Source organism: Gemmata sp. SH-PL17, from assembly GCF_001610855.1.
Classification (GTDB): domain Bacteria; phylum Planctomycetota; class Planctomycetia; order Gemmatales; family Gemmataceae; genus Gemmata; species Gemmata massiliana.
Genome location: NZ_CP011271.1, coordinates 5,471,824 through 5,488,863, shown reverse-complemented (window position 1 = coordinate 5,488,863; position 17,040 = coordinate 5,471,824). Strand labels below are relative to the sequence as shown.

Annotated in this window: 12 protein-coding genes; 8 read left to right on the top strand and 4 right to left on the bottom strand. The window is 64.7% G+C overall.

Going from position 1 to position 17,040, the window contains the following annotated elements; translation table 11 throughout:
* Nucleotides 1–115: 115 nt before the first annotated feature.
* Both VT84_RS22525 and VT84_RS22520 read right to left on the bottom strand, forming a co-directional pair.
* Complete coding sequence (locus VT84_RS22525; protein WP_239465443.1) at nucleotides 116–1,135, bottom strand: ABC transporter ATP-binding protein; 1,020 nt, start codon at nucleotides 1,133–1,135, stop codon at nucleotides 116–118.
* A gap of 265 nt (nucleotides 1,136–1,400) precedes the next feature.
* Nucleotides 1,401–2,021 (bottom strand): TIGR02996 domain-containing protein, encoded by a 621-nt coding sequence (locus VT84_RS22520; RefSeq protein ID WP_162271810.1) that lies wholly within the window; start codon nucleotides 2,019–2,021, stop codon nucleotides 1,401–1,403.
* Here VT84_RS22520 and VT84_RS22515 point away from each other — a divergent pair.
* The 7 genes from VT84_RS22515 to VT84_RS22485 all read left to right on the top strand — a co-directional run bounded on the left by VT84_RS22515 (nucleotide 2,020) and on the right by VT84_RS22485 (nucleotide 11,441).
* Nucleotides 2,020–3,399 (top strand): hypothetical protein, encoded by a 1,380-nt coding sequence (locus VT84_RS22515; RefSeq protein ID WP_082841062.1) that lies wholly within the window; start codon nucleotides 2,020–2,022, stop codon nucleotides 3,397–3,399. The genes VT84_RS22520 and VT84_RS22515 overlap by 2 nt on opposite strands.
* 55 nt (nucleotides 3,400–3,454) lie before the next feature.
* Entirely contained in the window at nucleotides 3,455–4,570 is a 1,116-nt protein-coding gene (locus VT84_RS22510) for a mandelate racemase/muconate lactonizing enzyme family protein (RefSeq protein WP_082841061.1), read from the top strand.
* 136 nt (nucleotides 4,571–4,706) lie between these two features.
* Nucleotides 4,707–6,128: a pyridoxal phosphate-dependent decarboxylase family protein gene (locus tag VT84_RS22505; RefSeq protein ID WP_082841060.1), complete on the top strand. Its 1,422-nt coding sequence runs from the start codon at nucleotides 4,707–4,709 to the stop codon at nucleotides 6,126–6,128.
* A 71-nt stretch (nucleotides 6,129–6,199) separates the two neighbouring features.
* A complete protein-coding gene (locus VT84_RS22500) occupies nucleotides 6,200–6,916 on the top strand; it encodes an MIP/aquaporin family protein (RefSeq protein WP_082841059.1) in 717 nt (238 codons plus the stop codon).
* Between the two features lie 84 nt (nucleotides 6,917–7,000).
* On the top strand, nucleotides 7,001–8,371 hold the full coding sequence (locus VT84_RS22495) for a DUF1501 domain-containing protein (protein WP_082841058.1): 1,371 nt from the start codon (nucleotides 7,001–7,003) through the stop codon (nucleotides 8,369–8,371).
* Nucleotides 8,372–8,484: 113 nt separating this feature from the next.
* A complete protein-coding gene (locus tag VT84_RS22490; RefSeq protein ID WP_082841057.1) occupies nucleotides 8,485–10,092 on the top strand; it encodes a sialate O-acetylesterase in 1,608 nt (535 codons plus the stop codon).
* Nucleotides 10,093–10,199: 107 nt separating this feature from the next.
* Nucleotides 10,200–11,441 carry an NAD(P)/FAD-dependent oxidoreductase gene (locus VT84_RS22485; protein ID WP_082841056.1) on the top strand — a complete coding sequence of 414 codons (1,242 nt, stop codon included), beginning with the start codon at nucleotides 10,200–10,202 and terminating at the stop codon, nucleotides 11,439–11,441.
* Between the two features lie 192 nt (nucleotides 11,442–11,633).
* On the opposite strand, the gene VT84_RS22480 is transcribed toward VT84_RS22485, so the two are convergent.
* Both VT84_RS22480 and VT84_RS22475 read right to left on the bottom strand, forming a co-directional pair.
* The gene (locus tag VT84_RS22480; RefSeq protein WP_082841055.1) at nucleotides 11,634–13,883 is read right to left on the bottom strand and encodes a glycoside hydrolase family 2 protein; all 2,250 of its coding nucleotides are present in this window, start codon (nucleotides 13,881–13,883) and stop codon (nucleotides 11,634–11,636) included.
* Nucleotides 13,884–13,926: 43 nt separating this feature from the next.
* On the bottom strand, nucleotides 13,927–14,802 hold the full coding sequence (locus VT84_RS22475) for a carbon-nitrogen hydrolase (protein WP_157469716.1): 876 nt from the start codon (nucleotides 14,800–14,802) through the stop codon (nucleotides 13,927–13,929).
* A 121-nt stretch (nucleotides 14,803–14,923) separates the two neighbouring features.
* Here VT84_RS22475 and acs point away from each other — a divergent pair, with 121 nt between their 5' ends.
* The gene (acs, locus tag VT84_RS22470) at nucleotides 14,924–16,873 is read left to right on the top strand and encodes an acetate--CoA ligase (RefSeq protein ID WP_052552316.1); all 1,950 of its coding nucleotides are present in this window, start codon (nucleotides 14,924–14,926) and stop codon (nucleotides 16,871–16,873) included.
* Nucleotides 16,874–17,040 lie beyond the last annotated feature (167 nt).

Genomic DNA, 17,040 nt, shown 5'->3' with positions numbered 1-17,040 from the left:
CGCTGGCGAGTACCGGTGGCCCTCATGACTCATGAAGGGGCCAAAAAGCTCGTGAAACAACGGGCGCGCGGTCCGGCGACCGCTCACGGATACGTTTCCGACCCCGACTCGGGGCTCAGCGCTTTTTCTTGTTCTTCTTGCCCTGATTTTGTTGCTGCTGTTGCGCGGGCGGCGGAGAAGCCGGGGCCGCCGCGGGTGCGGTCGCGGCCGGCGCCGCACTCGGGGCCGCCGCGCTACGGGTCGCCTCTTCGGGCGGCAGGTAGCGCCGACCCGGGCGGGCGCGCGATTCTTCGATGACCCGCAAGAACAGTTCTTCCAGGGTGCTGGACGGGTGCCCGACCGTTTCGATCGAGCCGCCGTGCTTCTTGAACACGGCTTCCAGGTCCGCTTTCAGTTCCGGCGACTCTTTGACCCCGCTAGCACGAACCTCGAGCCGCACCGCGTCCTCGACGAGCGTGGACACTTTGCCGAGCGTTTGGAGGTCGCCGTTGTACAGAATGGCGATGCGCCCGCACACGTCCTGCACGTCTTCGAGCCGGTGCGAACACATCAGGACGGTTTTGCCCCGGGCCTTCAGGTCGAGGATGAGGTCCTTCATCCACCGCGTACCGAGCGGGTCGAGGCCGGACGTCGGCTCGTCGAGGATCACGAGTTCCGGGTCGTTGATGAGCGCCTGGGCCAGTCCGATGCGCTGCCGCATGCCCTTCGAGTATTCCTTCAGGATGCGCTTCTTGTCGGCGCCCAGCCCGACGCGCTCGATGAGTTCGGCCGCCCGGCGCTTGCGGGTGTCCGGGTCGATGTTGAAGAGCCGGCCGTAGAAGTCGAGGGTCTCTTCGGCGTTGAGGAACCGGTACAGATAGGACTCTTCCGGCAGGTAGCCGATGCGCTCGTTCTTTTCGACCTTGGCGGCCGGTTCGCCGAACACGAAGGCGTCGCCGCTCGTGGGGAACAGGAGCCCGAGGAGCAGTTTGATGGTAGTGGTTTTGCCGGACCCGTTGGGCCCGAGGAGGCCGAAGATTTCGCCCTTGTGGATTTTGAGGTCGAGGGCATTGAGCGCGGTCTTTTTCTTGCGACCCCAGAAGTCGCGGTATACTTTCGTCAGGCTGCGGGTCTCGACGACGACGTCTTCGGCCATTAGGCGGTCTCCGGGGGCCGGCCAATTAAAGGGCGGCGCGATCCGATAACGGGGTGCCAAGTGTGTTACGTACCGGCCCGCAGACCGGTTCGCGGATATGCTAGGAACCCGCAGACCGGCGGCGAGCGCCTTCCGAGGCGTTCCCGGCCCAATACCGCGATCGGAACCCGGAGCGACCCCGATTCGCTGATTTGTGCGTCTGAAGAAGGTCTTTCGCGCTCGGCAGGAACGAGAGCCGGGCGCCCGAACGCGCTGCCGGGACCGGTTACCAGAATTTCCACCACGGTCTGCGCGGCGCGGGTTCGGGCTCCGGGGTTCTAATCATGATCCCCATTCTGATCAGGACGGGTTCCTCTTGTGCCCCGGGCGCCAGGTCGCCGGGGTAGCGCGGTACGTCGAGTTGGATCGCGACGCAGTGCTCCAAGCGGGCGTGCTCTTGCGCTTCGGGTAGAGTGTGGCAAAAGTACACGTTCTTCCGGCAGGAACTGCAGTACCGGACCGCCGGGGTGTCGACGGGTTTCAGCTTCTCCCACTGTTTGGGGCACCTGAATAGGAACAAGTTTTCGCAGTTTTCGATTTCCGGTCGGTCGAAGACCGCGACCCAATTCGGATCGAGTTCGGCTCGGAGCTCCCGGAGCCGCGCTTCCACGGTGTACCACTCGAACTGCGCGTTGCGGAGCTGCCCGCGGCGCACCTCCAGCCGGAGAAATTCGGCGTGGAGCGGGTTGTCGTGTTCGTCGAGCCAGTCGGCGTAAACGAGCCACGCGGTCAGGTCGGACGGGTTCGCGAGGATGGTGCGAAGAAACGATTTGTCCTCGATCGTGAACACGCGCGGAACTCCGAGTACACTCGTGTCCGCACACCAGCATACCACGAGGCCCGCCATGAACCCAACTCGACGCGACGCAATGGGCGCAGCCATTGCCTTAACGGTCGGTTCCCCGTTCGCACCGGTTCGGGCAGCCGAACCCAAACTCACGCTCGCGACTTTCGACGCGGAAGTGACCATCCCGATTGGTCACCCGTGTATGGGCGGTGGCATTGCGCCGGCCAAGGAAATCGTCGATCCACTGCTCGCACACGGGTTCGTGCTGAGTGGGGCGGGGAAACCGGTCGTGTTCGTGGCGCTCGATTGGTGCGAGATCCGGAACGGGGCTTACGACCTTTTTCGTGAGGCGATCGCCTTGGCCGTGGACACCGACCCGGTCCGCGTGATGCTCTGCGCGCTGCACCAGCACGACGCACCGATTATGGACCTTGAAGCCCAGGAATTGCTCGAAAAACACAAGGCCAAAGGTGCGATTTGTGATCTCGCGTTTCTGACGAAGGCCGGGGCGCGCGTTGCGAGCGCGGCCAAAGTATGTCTGAAGAACGCGCGCCCCGTCACGCACATCGGGACGGGCGAGGCGAAGGTGGAGAAGGTCGCGTCGAACCGGCGCTACCTCGATGAGAGTGGGAAAGTCCAGTATAACCGCATGTCCGCGAGCCGCGACCCGAAAGTGCGCGCGGGCGAAGAGGGGACCATTGACCCGTTGCTGAAGACGCTCAGCTTCTGGAACGGCGATACACCGCTGTGTGGGCTTTCGGCCTACGCGACGCACCCGATGAGCTATTACGGGAAGGGCGGGGTGACCGCGGACTTCGTCGGAATGGCTCGTAAGAGGCGCCAAGCCGATACCCCGGGCGTGTTCCAGATGTACGCGAGCGGGTGCGGCGGGAACGTGACCGCGGGCAAGTACAACGACGGCGACCCGGCCAACCGCGAAGTGCTCGGCGACCGTATTCATTCTGCAATGGCTGCCGCGTGGAAGGCGACGAAGAAGACCGCGGTGAAAGAAGTGACTTTCCGCTCAACGCCGATCTCTCTGGAGGCACGCACATCCGAGGGGTTCTCGGAAAAGGCACTCATGAAGCGTCTGACTGACGACCCGAAACCGTTCGGGCAGTGCCTCGCCGCGCTCGGGCTGAGTTGGAAGAAACGCTGTGACGCGGGCAAACCAATTGACCTGCCCGTACTCGACTTCGGCAGTGCTGCGCTCGCGCTGTTGCCGGCGGAGAGCTACGTCGAGTTCCAGCTCGCTGCACAGAAAGCTCGGCCCGGTGATTTCGTGTTGGTCGCGGGGTACGGCGAGTGCGGCCCGGGGTACATCCCGATCGAACGCGCCTGGAAGGAAAATGACAGCAACTTGGGTGACTGGTGCTGGGTGAACCCGGGGAGCGAGAAGCGAATGAACGAGGCAATTGCAAAGGCCCTGAAGAAGTGAGTATTCGCGGCAGTTCCAGAACTCATCCTCGAATCACCCGACACGAGAGCACTTCATGAAGATTGTTCGCATTGAAGCGATTCCGGTCTGCGTTCCACTGAAAAAGGGCATGACCGCGAAGACCGCACACGGGGAACACGTTACGTCGCCCTACGTAATCGTGAAGGTTCACACCGACGCGGGGATCGTGGGGCTTGGTGAAGCGACCATTTCCGGTCTGTGGTCCGGCGAGACGCAGCGCGGGACGGTCGCGGTGATCGAGGAGTACATCGCGCCGCAATTCGTCGGCACCGACCCGCGTGACATCACGGCCGCGCGCCGGGCGATGGACTTCATCATCAAACTGAACCCGTTCACGAAGTCCGCGGTGGAAATGGCGCTGTGGGACATCGCGGGCAAGTCCGCGAACGTCCCGGTGTACCAACTCTTAGGGGGAAAGGTCCGCGACCGGGTGCGCATCAAACTCGTCGTGTGGGCGCGCGACGTCCCCGGTTCGCGTGCGATGGCCGAGCAGCACCTTGCGCTCGGCGTGTCGTGCGTGAAGGTGAAGACCGGACTCGATCCGGAAACCGACATCGCCCGCGTGCGGGCCGTGCGCGAAGTGACCCCGCGCCACATTCCGGTCACAATCGATTCCAATTGTGGCTGGACGATTCAGCAGGCGAAATACTGCCTTCGTGCGCTCGCGGACCTGGACCTCCTGCTCGCGGAGCAGCCCATTCCCGCGGGCGATCCGGCCGCTCTCGCGGAACTCCGTCGCGACACGACCACGCCCATCATGGCGGACGAGAGCGTTTTCACGCTCCAAGATGCGTGGCTACTGAGTGTTCACCGGGCCGCCGATATTTTCAGCGTGTACCCGGGCAAGCACGGCGGGATCGCGGGCACGGCCGAAATCATTGCGGTCGCGAAGGCGGCCGGGCTTCGCTGCACGATCGGGAGCAATTTGGAACTCGGGATCGGCACCGCGGCGATGCTGCACGTCGCTGCCGCGTTTCCGGAAGTGGACTGCGACACGTTCCCGGCCGACACCATCGGCCCGTTCTACCACGACGGCGAGATCGTCACGCGCCCGCTCGACCTCGGCCCGCCATACGCGAAGGTTCCGGACGGTCCCGGACTGGGCGTGGAACTCGATGAAACTGCCCTTGCACGGTTCCGCGTGAACTGATGGGCTTCATTGCGGTGTGTTGAAGGTGGGCATTTTTTGCTCGCGGTACGGGCCGGAACTGTACCACGCGCAGAAAATATGCGCTTCCCGCACCGCAAGATGGGAAGAATGCCCTTCGCTGTTCACTGAGGTATCGATGACTCCCGATGAGTTTCGCGAATACGGTCACCGTTTAATTGACTTCATTGCGGACTACCGCGCTACGATTGCGACCCGCCCGGTGCGGGCGACCACCGAGCCGGGGGCAATCCGTGCCCAACTGCCGACCGAACCGCCCACTGCCGCCGAACCGTTCGACGCGGTGCTCGCCGATCTCAACACGATCCTCCTTCCCGGACTCACGCACTGGCAGCACCCGCGGTTCTTCGGCTACTTCCCCTCGAACGCGGAACTGGCGAGCGTGCTGGGCGACTTCCTCAGTACGGGGTTGGGGCAGCTCGGTTTGAACTGGCAATCCAGCCCCGCACTTACCGAACTGGAAGAACTGGCGTGCGACTGGATGCGCCAGATGGTCGGCCTTTCGACCGCGTGGTCGGGGGTGATTCAGGACACCGCGTCTACTTCGACCCTACTCGCGCTGCTCTGCGCGCGCGAGCGTGCGAGTCACTTTTCGCTCGTGCGCGGGGGATTGCAGGGCGAACCGAAGCCGTTGGTAGTCTACGTTTCAACGCAGAGCCACAGTTCCGTGGAGAAAGCCGCCCTGCTCGCGGGGTTCGGGCGCGACAACGTCCGCGCCGTTCCCGTCGATGATGCGTTTGCGATGCGCCCCGATGCACTCGACGCGGCGGTCCGCGCGGACCTCGACGCGGGGAAGGTGCCGTGTGCGGTGGTCGCTACGACGGGCACTACGGCGTCGACCGCGCTCGACCCGGTGGGGGCGATCACGGAAATTGCCGCGCGACACCGGATCTGGGTTCACGTCGACGCGGCAATGGCCGGCTCCGCGATGATTCTCCCCGAGTGTCGAGGGATGTGGGCCGGGATCGAAGGGGCAGATTCGCTCGTGTTGAACCCGCACAAGTGGCTCGGCGCGGTGTTCGATTGCTCGCTGTTCTACGTTCGCGACACCGAGCACCTCATTCGAGTAATGTCCACGAGCCCGAGCTACCTGCGCACGCAGGCAGATGGCAAGGCACCGAACTACCGCGATTGGGGAATCGCACTCGGGCGTCGGTTTCGCGCACTCAAACTGTGGTGCCTCATTCGCGCCGAGGGGGTGTCCGGGTTACAGGCGCGGCTCCGGCGCGACATCGCGAACGCCGCGTGGCTCGCGGGAGAAGTGTCGCGCACCCCGAGCTGGCGCGTGGTGGCCCCGGTGCCGCTTCAAACAGTGTGTTTGGTTCACGAACCGCCGGGACTTTCCGGTGAAGCGCTCGACGCCCACACGCGCGACTGGGCGGAGCGCGTGAACGCTTCGGGAGCGGCGTACCTCACGCCCGCGGTCCTCGCGGGGCGCTGGATCGTCCGCGTGTCGGTGGGCTCGATCACGACCGAGCGCGCGGACGTGGAAGCGGCCTGGAGCGCGATGCGAGCTGCGGCCGAAAGAGGAAATTCTTAACCCCTGCGCGTGGCACACGGGCGCGTGCGCGGGTACGCTTCGGGACTCGTAAATCTCTCCCGGGGTGCCTCGTGAACGACGTGCTTGGTGAGTTCGTTGGTACGGCGGTTCTGATTCTGCTCGGCAACGGGGTCGTTGCGGGCGCTCTGCTGAACAAGTCGAAGGCCCAGAACGCCGGGTGGATGGCTATCACCGCGGGTTGGGCCTTCGCGGTGATGGCCGGCGTGTACACCGCGAAGGCAATCGGGGCGCCGGGCTACATCAACCCGGTCGGGCCACTGGCGGCGGTTCTCACCGCTGGTCTCCAAGTTGACAAGGCTCTGATGTTCGCCGCCTCCGAAGTCGCGGGGGCGTTCGTGGGGGCGACACTCGTCTGGCTGCACTACTTCCCGCACTGGGCCGAAACGCCCGACCCCGAACTGAAGCGCGCGTGTTACTGCACCGCGCCCGCGATTCGCCACTTTCCCGCAAACGTTTTCGGCGAAGCACTCGCGACATTCGTGTTGGTCTTCGTCGGCACGGCCGTTGTGGAAAAGGGCATCAACGGCGCGCTGGCGGCCCCGCTCGGCGGCGCGCTCGTGTGGGGAATCGGCCTCAGCCTCGGCGCCACGACCGGGTACGCGATCAACCCGGCCCGCGACCTCGGTCCGCGCCTTGCGCACGCGGTTCTGCCCATTGCGGGGAAGGGTGGGTCCGATTGGGGTTACGCCTGGGTGCCGATCGTCGGACCGTTCGTTGGGGCTGCGGCCGGGGCACTGGCGGCGGCGAAGTTAGTGGTGAGCGCGTAGCAGAATCCGCGCTCGGGTCGGCGGGTGGTTGTGGTATGCTCAAAAGTCCTGCCTCACAATCCGCCGAATTCGTGGGTACCCGCCATGAAATTCAGCCCCCACACGCCTCCCAATCGCCGCCAACTCCTCCAACTCGGCGGAATCAGCGTTCTCGGATTGGGGTTACCGGAACTCTTGCGCGCGTCACCGGGAGGCGGCGGTCCGCGTCGCGGAAAACCGAAGTCGTGCATCTTCATCGTGCAGTACGGCGGGTGCAGCCAGATCGATAGCTTCGACATGAAGCCGGACGCGCCCGCGGAGATTCGTGGGGCCTTCAAACCGATCGCGACCGTCGTTCCGGGCGTGCGGATCTGCGAACACCTCCCGCGCTTGGCGCGGCTCGCCGATCGGTACTGCCTCGTGCGGTCGATGACCCACGGCGACCCCAATCACGACGGCGGAATGCACGTCTGTATGACGGGCCATTCGCGCCCCGCCGAGAGCACCCCGTATTACGGTTCGGTCGTCGCGAAACTGTGCCCGCCGACCAGAAACGTCCCGCCTTACGTGTGGTTGCAGAACATAGCCGGCGACGTGCAACCGCGTTACCTCACGGGCGGCTTCCTCGGAGCGGCTTACGCTCCGTTGCGCGTCGGCACCGATCTCGATAACCCGTCCGCGCCGGGCTTCAAGGTGAAGTCGTTCGACTCACCCGCCGACGTCCCGACACCCCGGCTGCTCGATCGGCAGAAGCTCCTCGCACGTGTCGAATCCAATCAGACCGCGTGTGGGGCGGACGCCGCGAACATGGGGAAGTACCGCGAGAAGGCGGTCGATCTGCTCACCGGTCCCGAAGCGCGTGTGGCGTTCGATCTCGACCGGGAATCCGCACGCATGCGGGACCGTTACGGGCGTCACCCGCTCGGGCAGAACTTACTCCTGGCACGCAGACTCATCGAAGCAGGCACGCGGCTCGTCAGCGTGACCGCGTGGACCGGGCTTCCGCCGGGCGAGGCGTTTCGCAACGTGCAAACGTGGGACATGCACGGTACGGGGCCGGGCCTCGGCAGCATCTTTGGCTCCACTGCGTTCGGGCTGAGTTGGGCACTTCCGCGTGTGGACGAAGCCGTGTCCGCACTGCTCGGCGATCTGGAAGACCGTGGGCTATTGGAAACGACGCTCGTGGTGCTGGTGGGTGAGTTCGGCCGCACGCCGCGTGTGAGTGGCGAGGGACGCGACCACTGGCCGGCGTGCTACTCGGCGCTGCTCGCGGGCGCGGGAGTTCGCGGTGGAGCGGTGTACGGTGCGTCCGACAGGATCGCCGCGTATGTGAAAGACAACCCGGTGAGCCCCGAAGATTTCGGCGCGACGCTGTTCCACGCGCTCGACGTGGCTCCGGAAACGAAGCTCGGGTCCGACGGGTTCACGCGGGCCGTGAGCGCCGGGAAGCCGGTCCTTGATCTGTTCGGGTCGTAACATTCTCGCGCCGCGCAAACTCGTAAGTGCTCCGTTGCCTTTCGCCGGGCCGCAGTTTACTTTGTCTTCCGCCTACCATTCGCGTTCCCACTTATACACTTGGAGCCCTCTCCATGCGTCCGTTCAAGGCCGTACTGCTCGCCGTATCGGTGAGCGTGCTGGCGCTGGGTACCGCCCGCGCCGATGTGAAACCGCACCCGATCTTTTCCGACAACGTGGTGCTCCAACAGGGCACGGATATCGTCGTTTGGGGTAAGGCCGACGCGGGCGAGTCGGTTACCGTGTCGCTGGCGCGAAAGACCGCGAACGAGGCGAGCGCGACCACCACGAAAGTGACCGCGGACAAGGACGGTAAATGGGCCGTCAAGATTCCGGCGCAGAAGGCCGGCACCGGCTACGCCCTCACCGTAAAGGGCAACAACGAAGTCGCGTTCAAGAACGTCGCGGTGGGCGAGGTGTGGGTCTGCTCCGGCCAGTCCAACATGGAATGGTCCGTGAACATCAGCGAAGACCCGGCCAAGGTGAAAGAGGGCGCGACGAACCCGGACCTGCGCCTGTTCACCGTCAAGAAGCGGACCGCGCCGCGCCCGATCACCAATCAGGACGACCTCGGACACCTCACGAAGTGGGACGTGAGTTCGGCGGACACGATCGGCGGGTTCTCCGCGGTCGCATACCACTTCGGCCAGAAGCTCCAGAAGGAACTCGGTGTTCCCGTCGGGCTGATCCACTCGTCGTGGGGCGGCACCCCGGCCGAAGCGTGGACGAGCCTCGAAGCGCTCGACGCTGAACCGAGCTTGAAGTATTACGCCGATCGCGCCCGGTCCATCGTCAAGACCTACGACGAGTACGACCAGAAGAAGGCACTTGAGGTTTACGAAAAGGCACTGGCGGTGTGGAAAGAAGCCGCGGACAAGGCCAAGGCCGAAGGCAAGCCGGTCCCGAAGGAGCCGGCCAAGCCCGGCGAGAAACCGGTCGATCTGGGGCCGCATACACCCGGCACACTGTACAACGCGATGATCTTCCCGATCCTGAACTTCAAGACGAAGGGCGCGATCTGGTACCAGGGCGAATCGAACGCTGGTCGGGCTTACGAGTACCGCACGCTGTTCCCGACGATGATTAAGGACTGGCGCGCGCGGTACAACTGCGACCTGCCGTTCATGCTCGTTCAACTCGCCCCATTTCGCGGTGATGCGAACAGACCCGACTACGCCGAACTGCGAGATTCCCAACTGTACGCGGCCAAGACTCTGCCGAAAACCGGGATCGCGGTGATCACCGACATTGGCAACGAAACCGACATCCACCCGAAGCCGAAGGGACCGGTCGGTGAGCGCCTCGCGCTCGCGGCGCTGGGCATCGAGTACGGCAAGAAGATCGAGTACTACGGCCCGATGCTCAAGGAAGCGAAGTTCGCGAGCAACACCGCGACGCTGACGTTCACGCACGTGGGCGGCGGGCTGGTCGCGAAGGACGGCGACCTCGTGGGCTTCACGGTCGCGGGCAAGGACGGGAAGTTCCACCCGGCGAAGGCAACCATCAAGGACGACACCGTCGTTCTCACCAGCGAAGCGGTTGCCGAACCGGTCGCTGTGCGCTACGGGTGGGTAAATTTCGCCAAACCGACCCTGAACCTGTTTAACAAAGAGGGGCTGCCGGCCTCGCCGTTCCGCACGGACGACGCGCCGTACACCACGCAGCCCAAGCCGAAACAGTGAGTCCGGGCGAACGGCCGGCGCGCGCCGGTTAGTGAGAGGTGGGCACCAGTGCCCCTCGCGCTCGATCGGTCGGCCCGTGCCGGCCGTTCGCCTTTTAGGGAGATCGCATGACGAAGCGCGTCGTGGTTGTGGGCGGGGGAGTGGTGGGTGCGTGTTCCGCATACCACCTGGCGAAGACCGGGCACGCGGTCACGATCGTGGATCGCCAGCGGTTCGGGTCCGGGTGCTCGCACGCCAACTGCGGGTACGTGTGCCCCAGTCACGTTCTGCCGTTCGCCGCGCCCGGGGCGATCACGTCCACTCTCAAGACTCTCTTTCAGCGGAACTCGCCCCTTAAGGTTCGCCCGGGCGTGGCGCTCGCGAACCTCGGCTGGTTCCTCGGCTTCGCCCGGAAGTGCAACACGCGCGACATGATGGCCGCGGGGCGCGCGATTCAGGCGCTGCTCAATTCGTCGCGTGCGCTGTTCGACGAACTCATCGCGGCCGAGCGCATCGAGTGCGAGTGGGAGTCGAAGGGGCTGCTGTTCGTCTTCCAGACGCCGAAACACTTCGAGCACTACGCGCACACCGACGAGCTGTTGCGCCGCGAGTTCTCGATGCCCGCGCGCCGGTTCGATTCGACCGAACTCGCAGCACTCGAACCGGCCCTTAAGCCTGGCATGGCGGGTGGTTACCTGTACGAATCCGATGCGCACCTGCGGCCCGACCGCCTGATGAGCGAACTCAAGCGCGTGCTGTTGGCGCTGGGAGTGGAGATCCGCGAAAACTGCGCGATGACCGGCCTCGCGACGGCGAACGGCGTCGCGACCGCGCTCAAAACTTCGACCGGGGACGTTCCCGGCGACCAGTTCGTGATCGCGACGGGCGCGTGGACCCCTCAACTCAACGCGGCGCTCGGGTGCCGGGTGCCGATCCAGCCCGGTAAGGGGTACTCGCTGACGATGCCGCGCCCGGCACTGTGCCCGACGCACCCGCTCATATTCGAGGAACACCGCGTCGCGGTCACGCCGTTCGCGAGCGGGTACCGGCTCGGCTCGACGATGGAGTTCTCCGGGTACGACGATTCGCTGAACCGGTCGCGGCTGGCACTGCTCACGGATGCCGCGAAGCTGTACCTGCGAGACCCGCTCGCAGAGCCGGTGCAAGAGGAGTGGTGGGGCTGGCGCCCCATGACGTCCGACGGGCTGCCCGTCATCGATCGCGCGCCCGTCGCGAGCAACGTGATGATCGCGGCCGGGCACAACATGCTCGGGCTCTCAATGGCCCCCGCAACCGGGAAACTCGTCAGCGAACTGGTGGGCGGCGGTAAGCCGCACATCGACCCGACGCCGTACCGGTTGAATCGCTGAGTTGCGGTGTTGGGTGCTGGTGTTATCTGATTGTGGCCCGGGCCTCTGGCCTGGGGAGGCGTTTCCCAGGCCAGAGGCCCGGGCCACCGAACCAAATTAGTGATTGAGCGAACCCCGCTCGCCAGGGCGGTGGGTGCATTTGCTACGTGCAAGACCCACCGCCCTGGTGGGCGGGGTTCGCCCGCCGCTCGCCTACTTCAACTCCTGTAAACCCGCGTCGATGTACTGACCGCCGCGGGTCTGCTTGCAGTGGATGGCAATCACGTTCGCGCCCTTCTTGAGTGCCTTCCGACCTTCTGCGGTCAGGAAGAACTCCGTGTAGCCCGACGTCCAGTCGGTCACTTTGAGCGCGAGAACGCCGTTGATGTACACCTCTGCGTCTTCGTCGTGGTGCATCCGGAGCACGACATCGCCCGTCGGGGCCTCCGCTAGCTCGAAGCCGCGCCGGACCCAGATGTCGGCGGTCTTCCACTCGGTGCGCACGACCGCGCCCGGCGTGCCCTGCGTCCCGAACCCGCCGTCGGCCTCGGTCCACTTTGCGGCGTCGAAGTCGGACTTCTCCCAACCGGCCGCGGGCTTGGTGGTCGTGAAGCGCCACTTCTGGGCGACTGTTTCGGACGTCGGGACGAGTTCGCGGTACTCGGGCGCCGGGCCGAACAGCGCCTTGTGCCACTTCGCGGTCTCGGCCACGTCGAACTTGATGACCTCGCGGTCGTAGGTCATTAGCCCGTTCACTTCCACTTCCACGTCCGTCGTCTGGGTGTACACGGCCGCGCTCAGCCCCTTGCCGACGAGCGGGTGCAGCCGGCGCACGAGCAACCGGTAGTTCTCACGCAGCTCTTCAGTGGTTTTGAAGGTGCGGTAGCCCCAGTTATCCGTGTCCTTCCACAAGTGCCCCTTGAGGGGCAGGCCCAGTCCGCCGAACTCGCCGAGCACACTCACGCGGTCCGGCATCGTGGGGAACATCCCCGGGCCGGGGTAGATGTGCGCGTCCTTCATGTCACCGAACCCGCGGTCCACCCACCCGCTCGGACCGTTCACGAGGCGCGTGCGGTCGTAGTCCTTCACCCACTTGAGGACGTCGTTGGTGTCGTGCTGTCCCCAACCCTCGTTGAACGGCACCCACACCACGATGCACGGGAAGAACTTCAGGTGGTCCATCATCGCTTTCAGTTCCACGCGGAACTGCTTCTTTTCTGGGTCGGTGAACTTGGCGTCTTCTTTGGCGTCCGGCGGAATGAGTTGCCCGCGCGACGGGACGCCCCCGCTGGGCATGTCCTGCCACACCAGCATCCCGAGCTTGTCGCAGTGGTAGTAGTAGCGCGACGGCTCCACCTTGATGTGCTTGCGGAGCATGTTGAAGCCGATTTTCTTCAGCACTTCGATGTCGTACTTCATCGCCGCGTCGGACGGCGGGGTGAGCAACCCGTCCGGCCACCACCCCTGGTCGAGCGGCCCGACCTGGAACATCGGTTTGTTGTTCAGCATCAGGCGCATCACGCCCTTGTCGTCTTTTGCGGTCGAGATTTTCCGCATCGCGAAGTAGGTCGAAACGGTGTCCGATGAAGCGCTGTCCCGGTCCGGCGAAGTAAGGTTAATTTGAACGTCGTAAAGGTGTGGAGAGTCGGGGGTCCAGAGCTTCGGGTTCTCCAACTTGCAGCGAATGGACTGGCCGGGTTTGCCGCTGAAGTTTCCGTCTTTGAGCCCAATCAGAACGGCATTGGCGTTGCCGACGACATCGACGATGAATTCGACTTCGCCTTTATCCACATCCGGGGTCACGCGGATCGATTTGACGTAGGTGTCACTTGCCACCGGTTCGAGCCACACCGTTTGCCAGATCCCGGTGACGGGCGTGTACCAGATCCCTTCCGGCTTCGCCTGTTGCTTGCCGCGCGGTTGCGCGCCGGAATCGGTCGGATCCCACACGCGCACGACGAGTTCGCCCTTTCCGTCCTTCAGTGCGTCGGTGATGTCCACCGAGAACGGGTCGTTCCCGCCCTTGTGGGTGACGAGTTCCGTGCCGTTGACGAAAACCGTCGATTCCCAGTCGACGGCGTCGAAGTGCAGCAGCACGCGCTGCCCCTTCCAGCCGGCGGGAGCTTCGACCGTGCGGTGGTACCACAGGTTCTGGTCCTTGCTGACGCTCTTGCCGACCCCCGACAGCGCTGACTCGGCGCAGAACGGCACCAGGATCTGCCCGTCCCACTTCTCGGGCTTGGGCGCGTCCTTCTTGGTGATCGCGTAGTCCCACAACCCGTTGAGGTTCAGCCAGTTCTTTCGCACCATTTGCGGGCGCGGGTACTCCTGCCACGCGCTATCGGGTTTCACTTCCTTGCCCCACTTGGTCATGAGCGGGGTTGGGGCCGGTTTCCAGTCGGCCCCGAGTGCGCCGCCGGTAACGGCGCACAGAACGAAACAGGAGAGGAGACGAGCGTGCATCGTGTGAGAACTCCGAAAGGTGAACGGGCGCAAGAGAGGTGACTTAATCGGCGACGCGCTTGGTAATGCTCCCGTAAGCATCAATGCGCCGGTCGCGGAAGAACGGCCAGTTCCGGCGCACGTCTTCCATGAGTTTGCGGTCGCACTTCACGACCAGGATTTCTTCCTTGTTCGTGCTGCCCTTCTTCAGAATGCGGCCGAACGGGTCGCTCACGAACGACCCGCCCCAGAACTCCAACCCCTCGCCGACGATGACCTCGTGCCCCACGCGGTTCACCGCACATACGTAAGTACCGTTGGCGATCGCGTGGCCGCGCATGCTCGTTTCCCATGCGGAATGCTGCGCTTCGCCGAATTCTGCCTTTTCGCGCGGGTGCCAGCCGATCGCAGTGGGGTAGAAGATCACTTCCGCGCCCTGGAGGGCCGTGAGCCGGGCCGCTTCGGGGTACCACTGGTCCCAGCACACCAACGTGCCGACCTTCGCTGCCGCGGTGGGGAACACCTTGAACCCGAGGTCGCCCGGCGTGAAGTAGAACTTTTCGAGGAACAGTGGGTCGTCCGGGATGTGCATCTTCCGGTACAACCCGAGCAGGTTCCCGGTCGCGTCGTGGACGGTGGCGGTGTTATGGTACACCCCCGGCATCCGCTTCTCGAACAGTGATCCGACCACCACGACCTTGTTTTTCTTCGCCGCCGCGCCGAGTCGGTCCTCGCTCGGCCCCGGGATCGGTTCCGCCAGATCAAAGAGCGCGATGTCTTCCTTCTGGCAGAAGTAGTATCCGGTGAACAGTTCCGGCAGGCACACCACTTGCGCGCCCTGTTTCGCGGCCTCGGCGATCGCGGCCTCGGCTTTCGCCAGGTTCGATTCGCGGTCTGGCGCGATTTTCATCTGTACCGCGGCGATTGTGAAATGGTCCATAAGTCCGGCGCCCATAGTCCTTGGTACTTCACCCGCAGCTTGTTATACCGATGCCAACGGCCCCGCAAGTACCGTTGAGCACCGGTCCCGGCCGACTTACCCTCCCCGCATGGATCCGACCATGAGCGATAAAAACATCACCAGCGTGCTGAAGGAAACGCGGCAGTTTCCTCCGTCCGCCGAGTTCGTCGCACGCACCACCGTGAACGCGACCGAGCGCGACCGGCTCGCGGAGTGGGCCGAACGCGACCCGGACGGGTTCTGGGCCGAGCAAGCCAATTCCCTTCACTGGACCAAGCCGTGGGACACGGTGCTCGATTGGAGCAACGTTCCGCACGCGAAGTGGTTCGTCGGCGGGCAGCTCAACGCGAGCGACAACTGCCTCGACCGGCACGTTGCGGCCGGGCGCGGGAACAAGGCCGCGCTCGTGTGGGAGGGGGAACCCGGCGATTCCCGCACGCTGACGTACCAGCAACTCCTGCGCGAAGTGTGCAAATTCGCGAACGCACTGAAATCGTTGGGCGTGGAGAAGGGCGACCGCGTCACGATCTACATGCCGATGATCCCCGAAGCGGCGGTCGCGATGCTCGCCTGCGCCCGGATCGGCGCGATGCACTCGGTCGTCTTCGGCGGGTTCTCCGCGGATGCGGTCGCGGACCGCAACAACGACGCGAAGTCGAAGCTCGTGATTACCGCCGATGGCGGCTGGCGCCGCGGAAAAGTGGTGCCGCTGAAGGCGAACGTGGACGCGGCCCTCGAAAAGTCGCCGTCGGTCGAGAAGTGCGTGGTGTTCAATCGCTGTAACACCGCGGTCGAGATGAAGGCCGGGCGCGACGTGTGGTGGCACGACCTGGTGGCCGGCGCGAGCGCCGAGTGCCCGGCCGAACCGCTGGACAGCGAGCACCCGCTGTTCATCCTCTACACCTCCGGCAGCACCGGGAAGCCGAAGGGCGTGCTCCACACGACCGGCGGGTACCTACTGGGCGCGTCGCTCACGCACAAGTGGGTCTTCGACATCAAGGACGACGACGTTTACTGGTGCACGGCGGACGTGGGGTGGATCACCGGGCACAGCTACATCGTGTACGGTCCGCTGTGCAACGGCAGCACGGTCGTGATGTACGAGGGCGCCCCGAACCAGCCGCGCGAGGACCGGTTCTGGGAGATCATCGCGAAGTACCGGGTGACGATCTTCTACACGGCCCCGACCGCGATCCGCGCGTTCATCAAGTGGGGCGACCAGCACCCGAAGGGGCACGACCTGTCGTCGCTCCGGTTGCTCGGCAGCGTGGGCGAGCCGATCAACCCGGAAGCGTGGATGTGGTACCACAACGTGATCGGCGGCGGGCGGTGCCCGATCGTGGACACGTGGTGGCAGACGGAAACCGGCGCGATCATGATTTCGCCGCTCCCCGGCGCGATCCCGACCAAGCCCGGCAGCGCGACGAAACCGCTCCCGGGCATCGCCGCCGAAGTCGTTGACAAGCAGGGGCACCCGGTACCCGCGAACGCGGGCGGGTTCCTCGTGGTGAAGCGCCCGTGGCCGAGCATGATGCGCACCATCTACGGGGACGACGAGCGCTACAAGTCCACGTACTGGAGCCATTACCCCAACATTTATTTCACCGCGGACGGCGCGCGCCGTGACGAGGACGGCTACATCTGGGTGATGGGCCGCGTGGACGACGTGCTGAACGTGAGCGGGCACCGGCTCAGCACGATGGAGGTCGAGAGCGCGCTGGTTCACCACCCAAAAGTGGCCGAGGCCGCGGTGGTCGGGAAGCCGGACGACCTGAAGGGCGAAGGGATCGTGTGCTTCGTCACGCTAAAGCAGGGCGTGGCCCCGACCGACGAGCTGAAGGCCGAACTGAAGGCCCACGTGGTCCACAACATCGGCGCGCTGGCCCGCCCGGACGACGTCCGGTTCACGGACTCCCTGCCGAAGACGCGGAGCGGCAAAATCATGCGCCGGTTCCTGCGTGACATCGCCGCTGGTCGGCAATCTACCGGCGACGCGACCACGCTCGAAGACCTTAACGTGCTCGCGAAACTGCGCGAGGACGACGAGTAACAGCGTCGTCCGATCCCGTTCGCACTGGCCCGTGCGATAACGTGCGGGCCAGTGCGAACGGGATCGGACGATTACGGGGCGCTAACAAATCGATTCAAAGCGTGTCTATTCGCTGCCGGCTCACGTCAATTTCCTCGAACTCGTTCGTGTCCTCACATCCGGACCCG

Excerpts from the sequence above, each read along its gene's own strand:
- VT84_RS22525 (WP_239465443.1), bottom strand. The coding sequence starts at position 1,135 with ATGGCCGAAGACGTCGTCGTCGAGACCCGCAGCCTGACGAAAGTATAC.
- VT84_RS22515 (WP_082841062.1), top strand. The coding sequence starts at position 2,020 with ATGAACCCAACTCGACGCGACGCAATGGGCGCAGCCATTGCCTTAACG.
- VT84_RS22520 (WP_162271810.1), bottom strand. The coding sequence starts at position 2,021 with ATGGCGGGCCTCGTGGTATGCTGGTGTGCGGACACGAGTGTACTCGGA.
- VT84_RS22510 (WP_082841061.1), top strand. The coding sequence starts at position 3,455 with ATGAAGATTGTTCGCATTGAAGCGATTCCGGTCTGCGTTCCACTGAAA.
- VT84_RS22505 (WP_082841060.1), top strand. The coding sequence starts at position 4,707 with ATGACTCCCGATGAGTTTCGCGAATACGGTCACCGTTTAATTGACTTC.
- VT84_RS22495 (WP_082841058.1), top strand. The coding sequence starts at position 7,001 with ATGAAATTCAGCCCCCACACGCCTCCCAATCGCCGCCAACTCCTCCAA.
- VT84_RS22490 (WP_082841057.1), top strand. The coding sequence starts at position 8,485 with ATGCGTCCGTTCAAGGCCGTACTGCTCGCCGTATCGGTGAGCGTGCTG.
- VT84_RS22485 (WP_082841056.1), top strand. The coding sequence starts at position 10,200 with ATGACGAAGCGCGTCGTGGTTGTGGGCGGGGGAGTGGTGGGTGCGTGT.
- VT84_RS22480 (WP_082841055.1), bottom strand. The coding sequence starts at position 13,883 with ATGCACGCTCGTCTCCTCTCCTGTTTCGTTCTGTGCGCCGTTACCGGC.
- VT84_RS22475 (WP_157469716.1), bottom strand. The coding sequence starts at position 14,802 with ATGGACCATTTCACAATCGCCGCGGTACAGATGAAAATCGCGCCAGAC.
- acs (WP_052552316.1), top strand. The coding sequence starts at position 14,924 with ATGAGCGATAAAAACATCACCAGCGTGCTGAAGGAAACGCGGCAGTTT.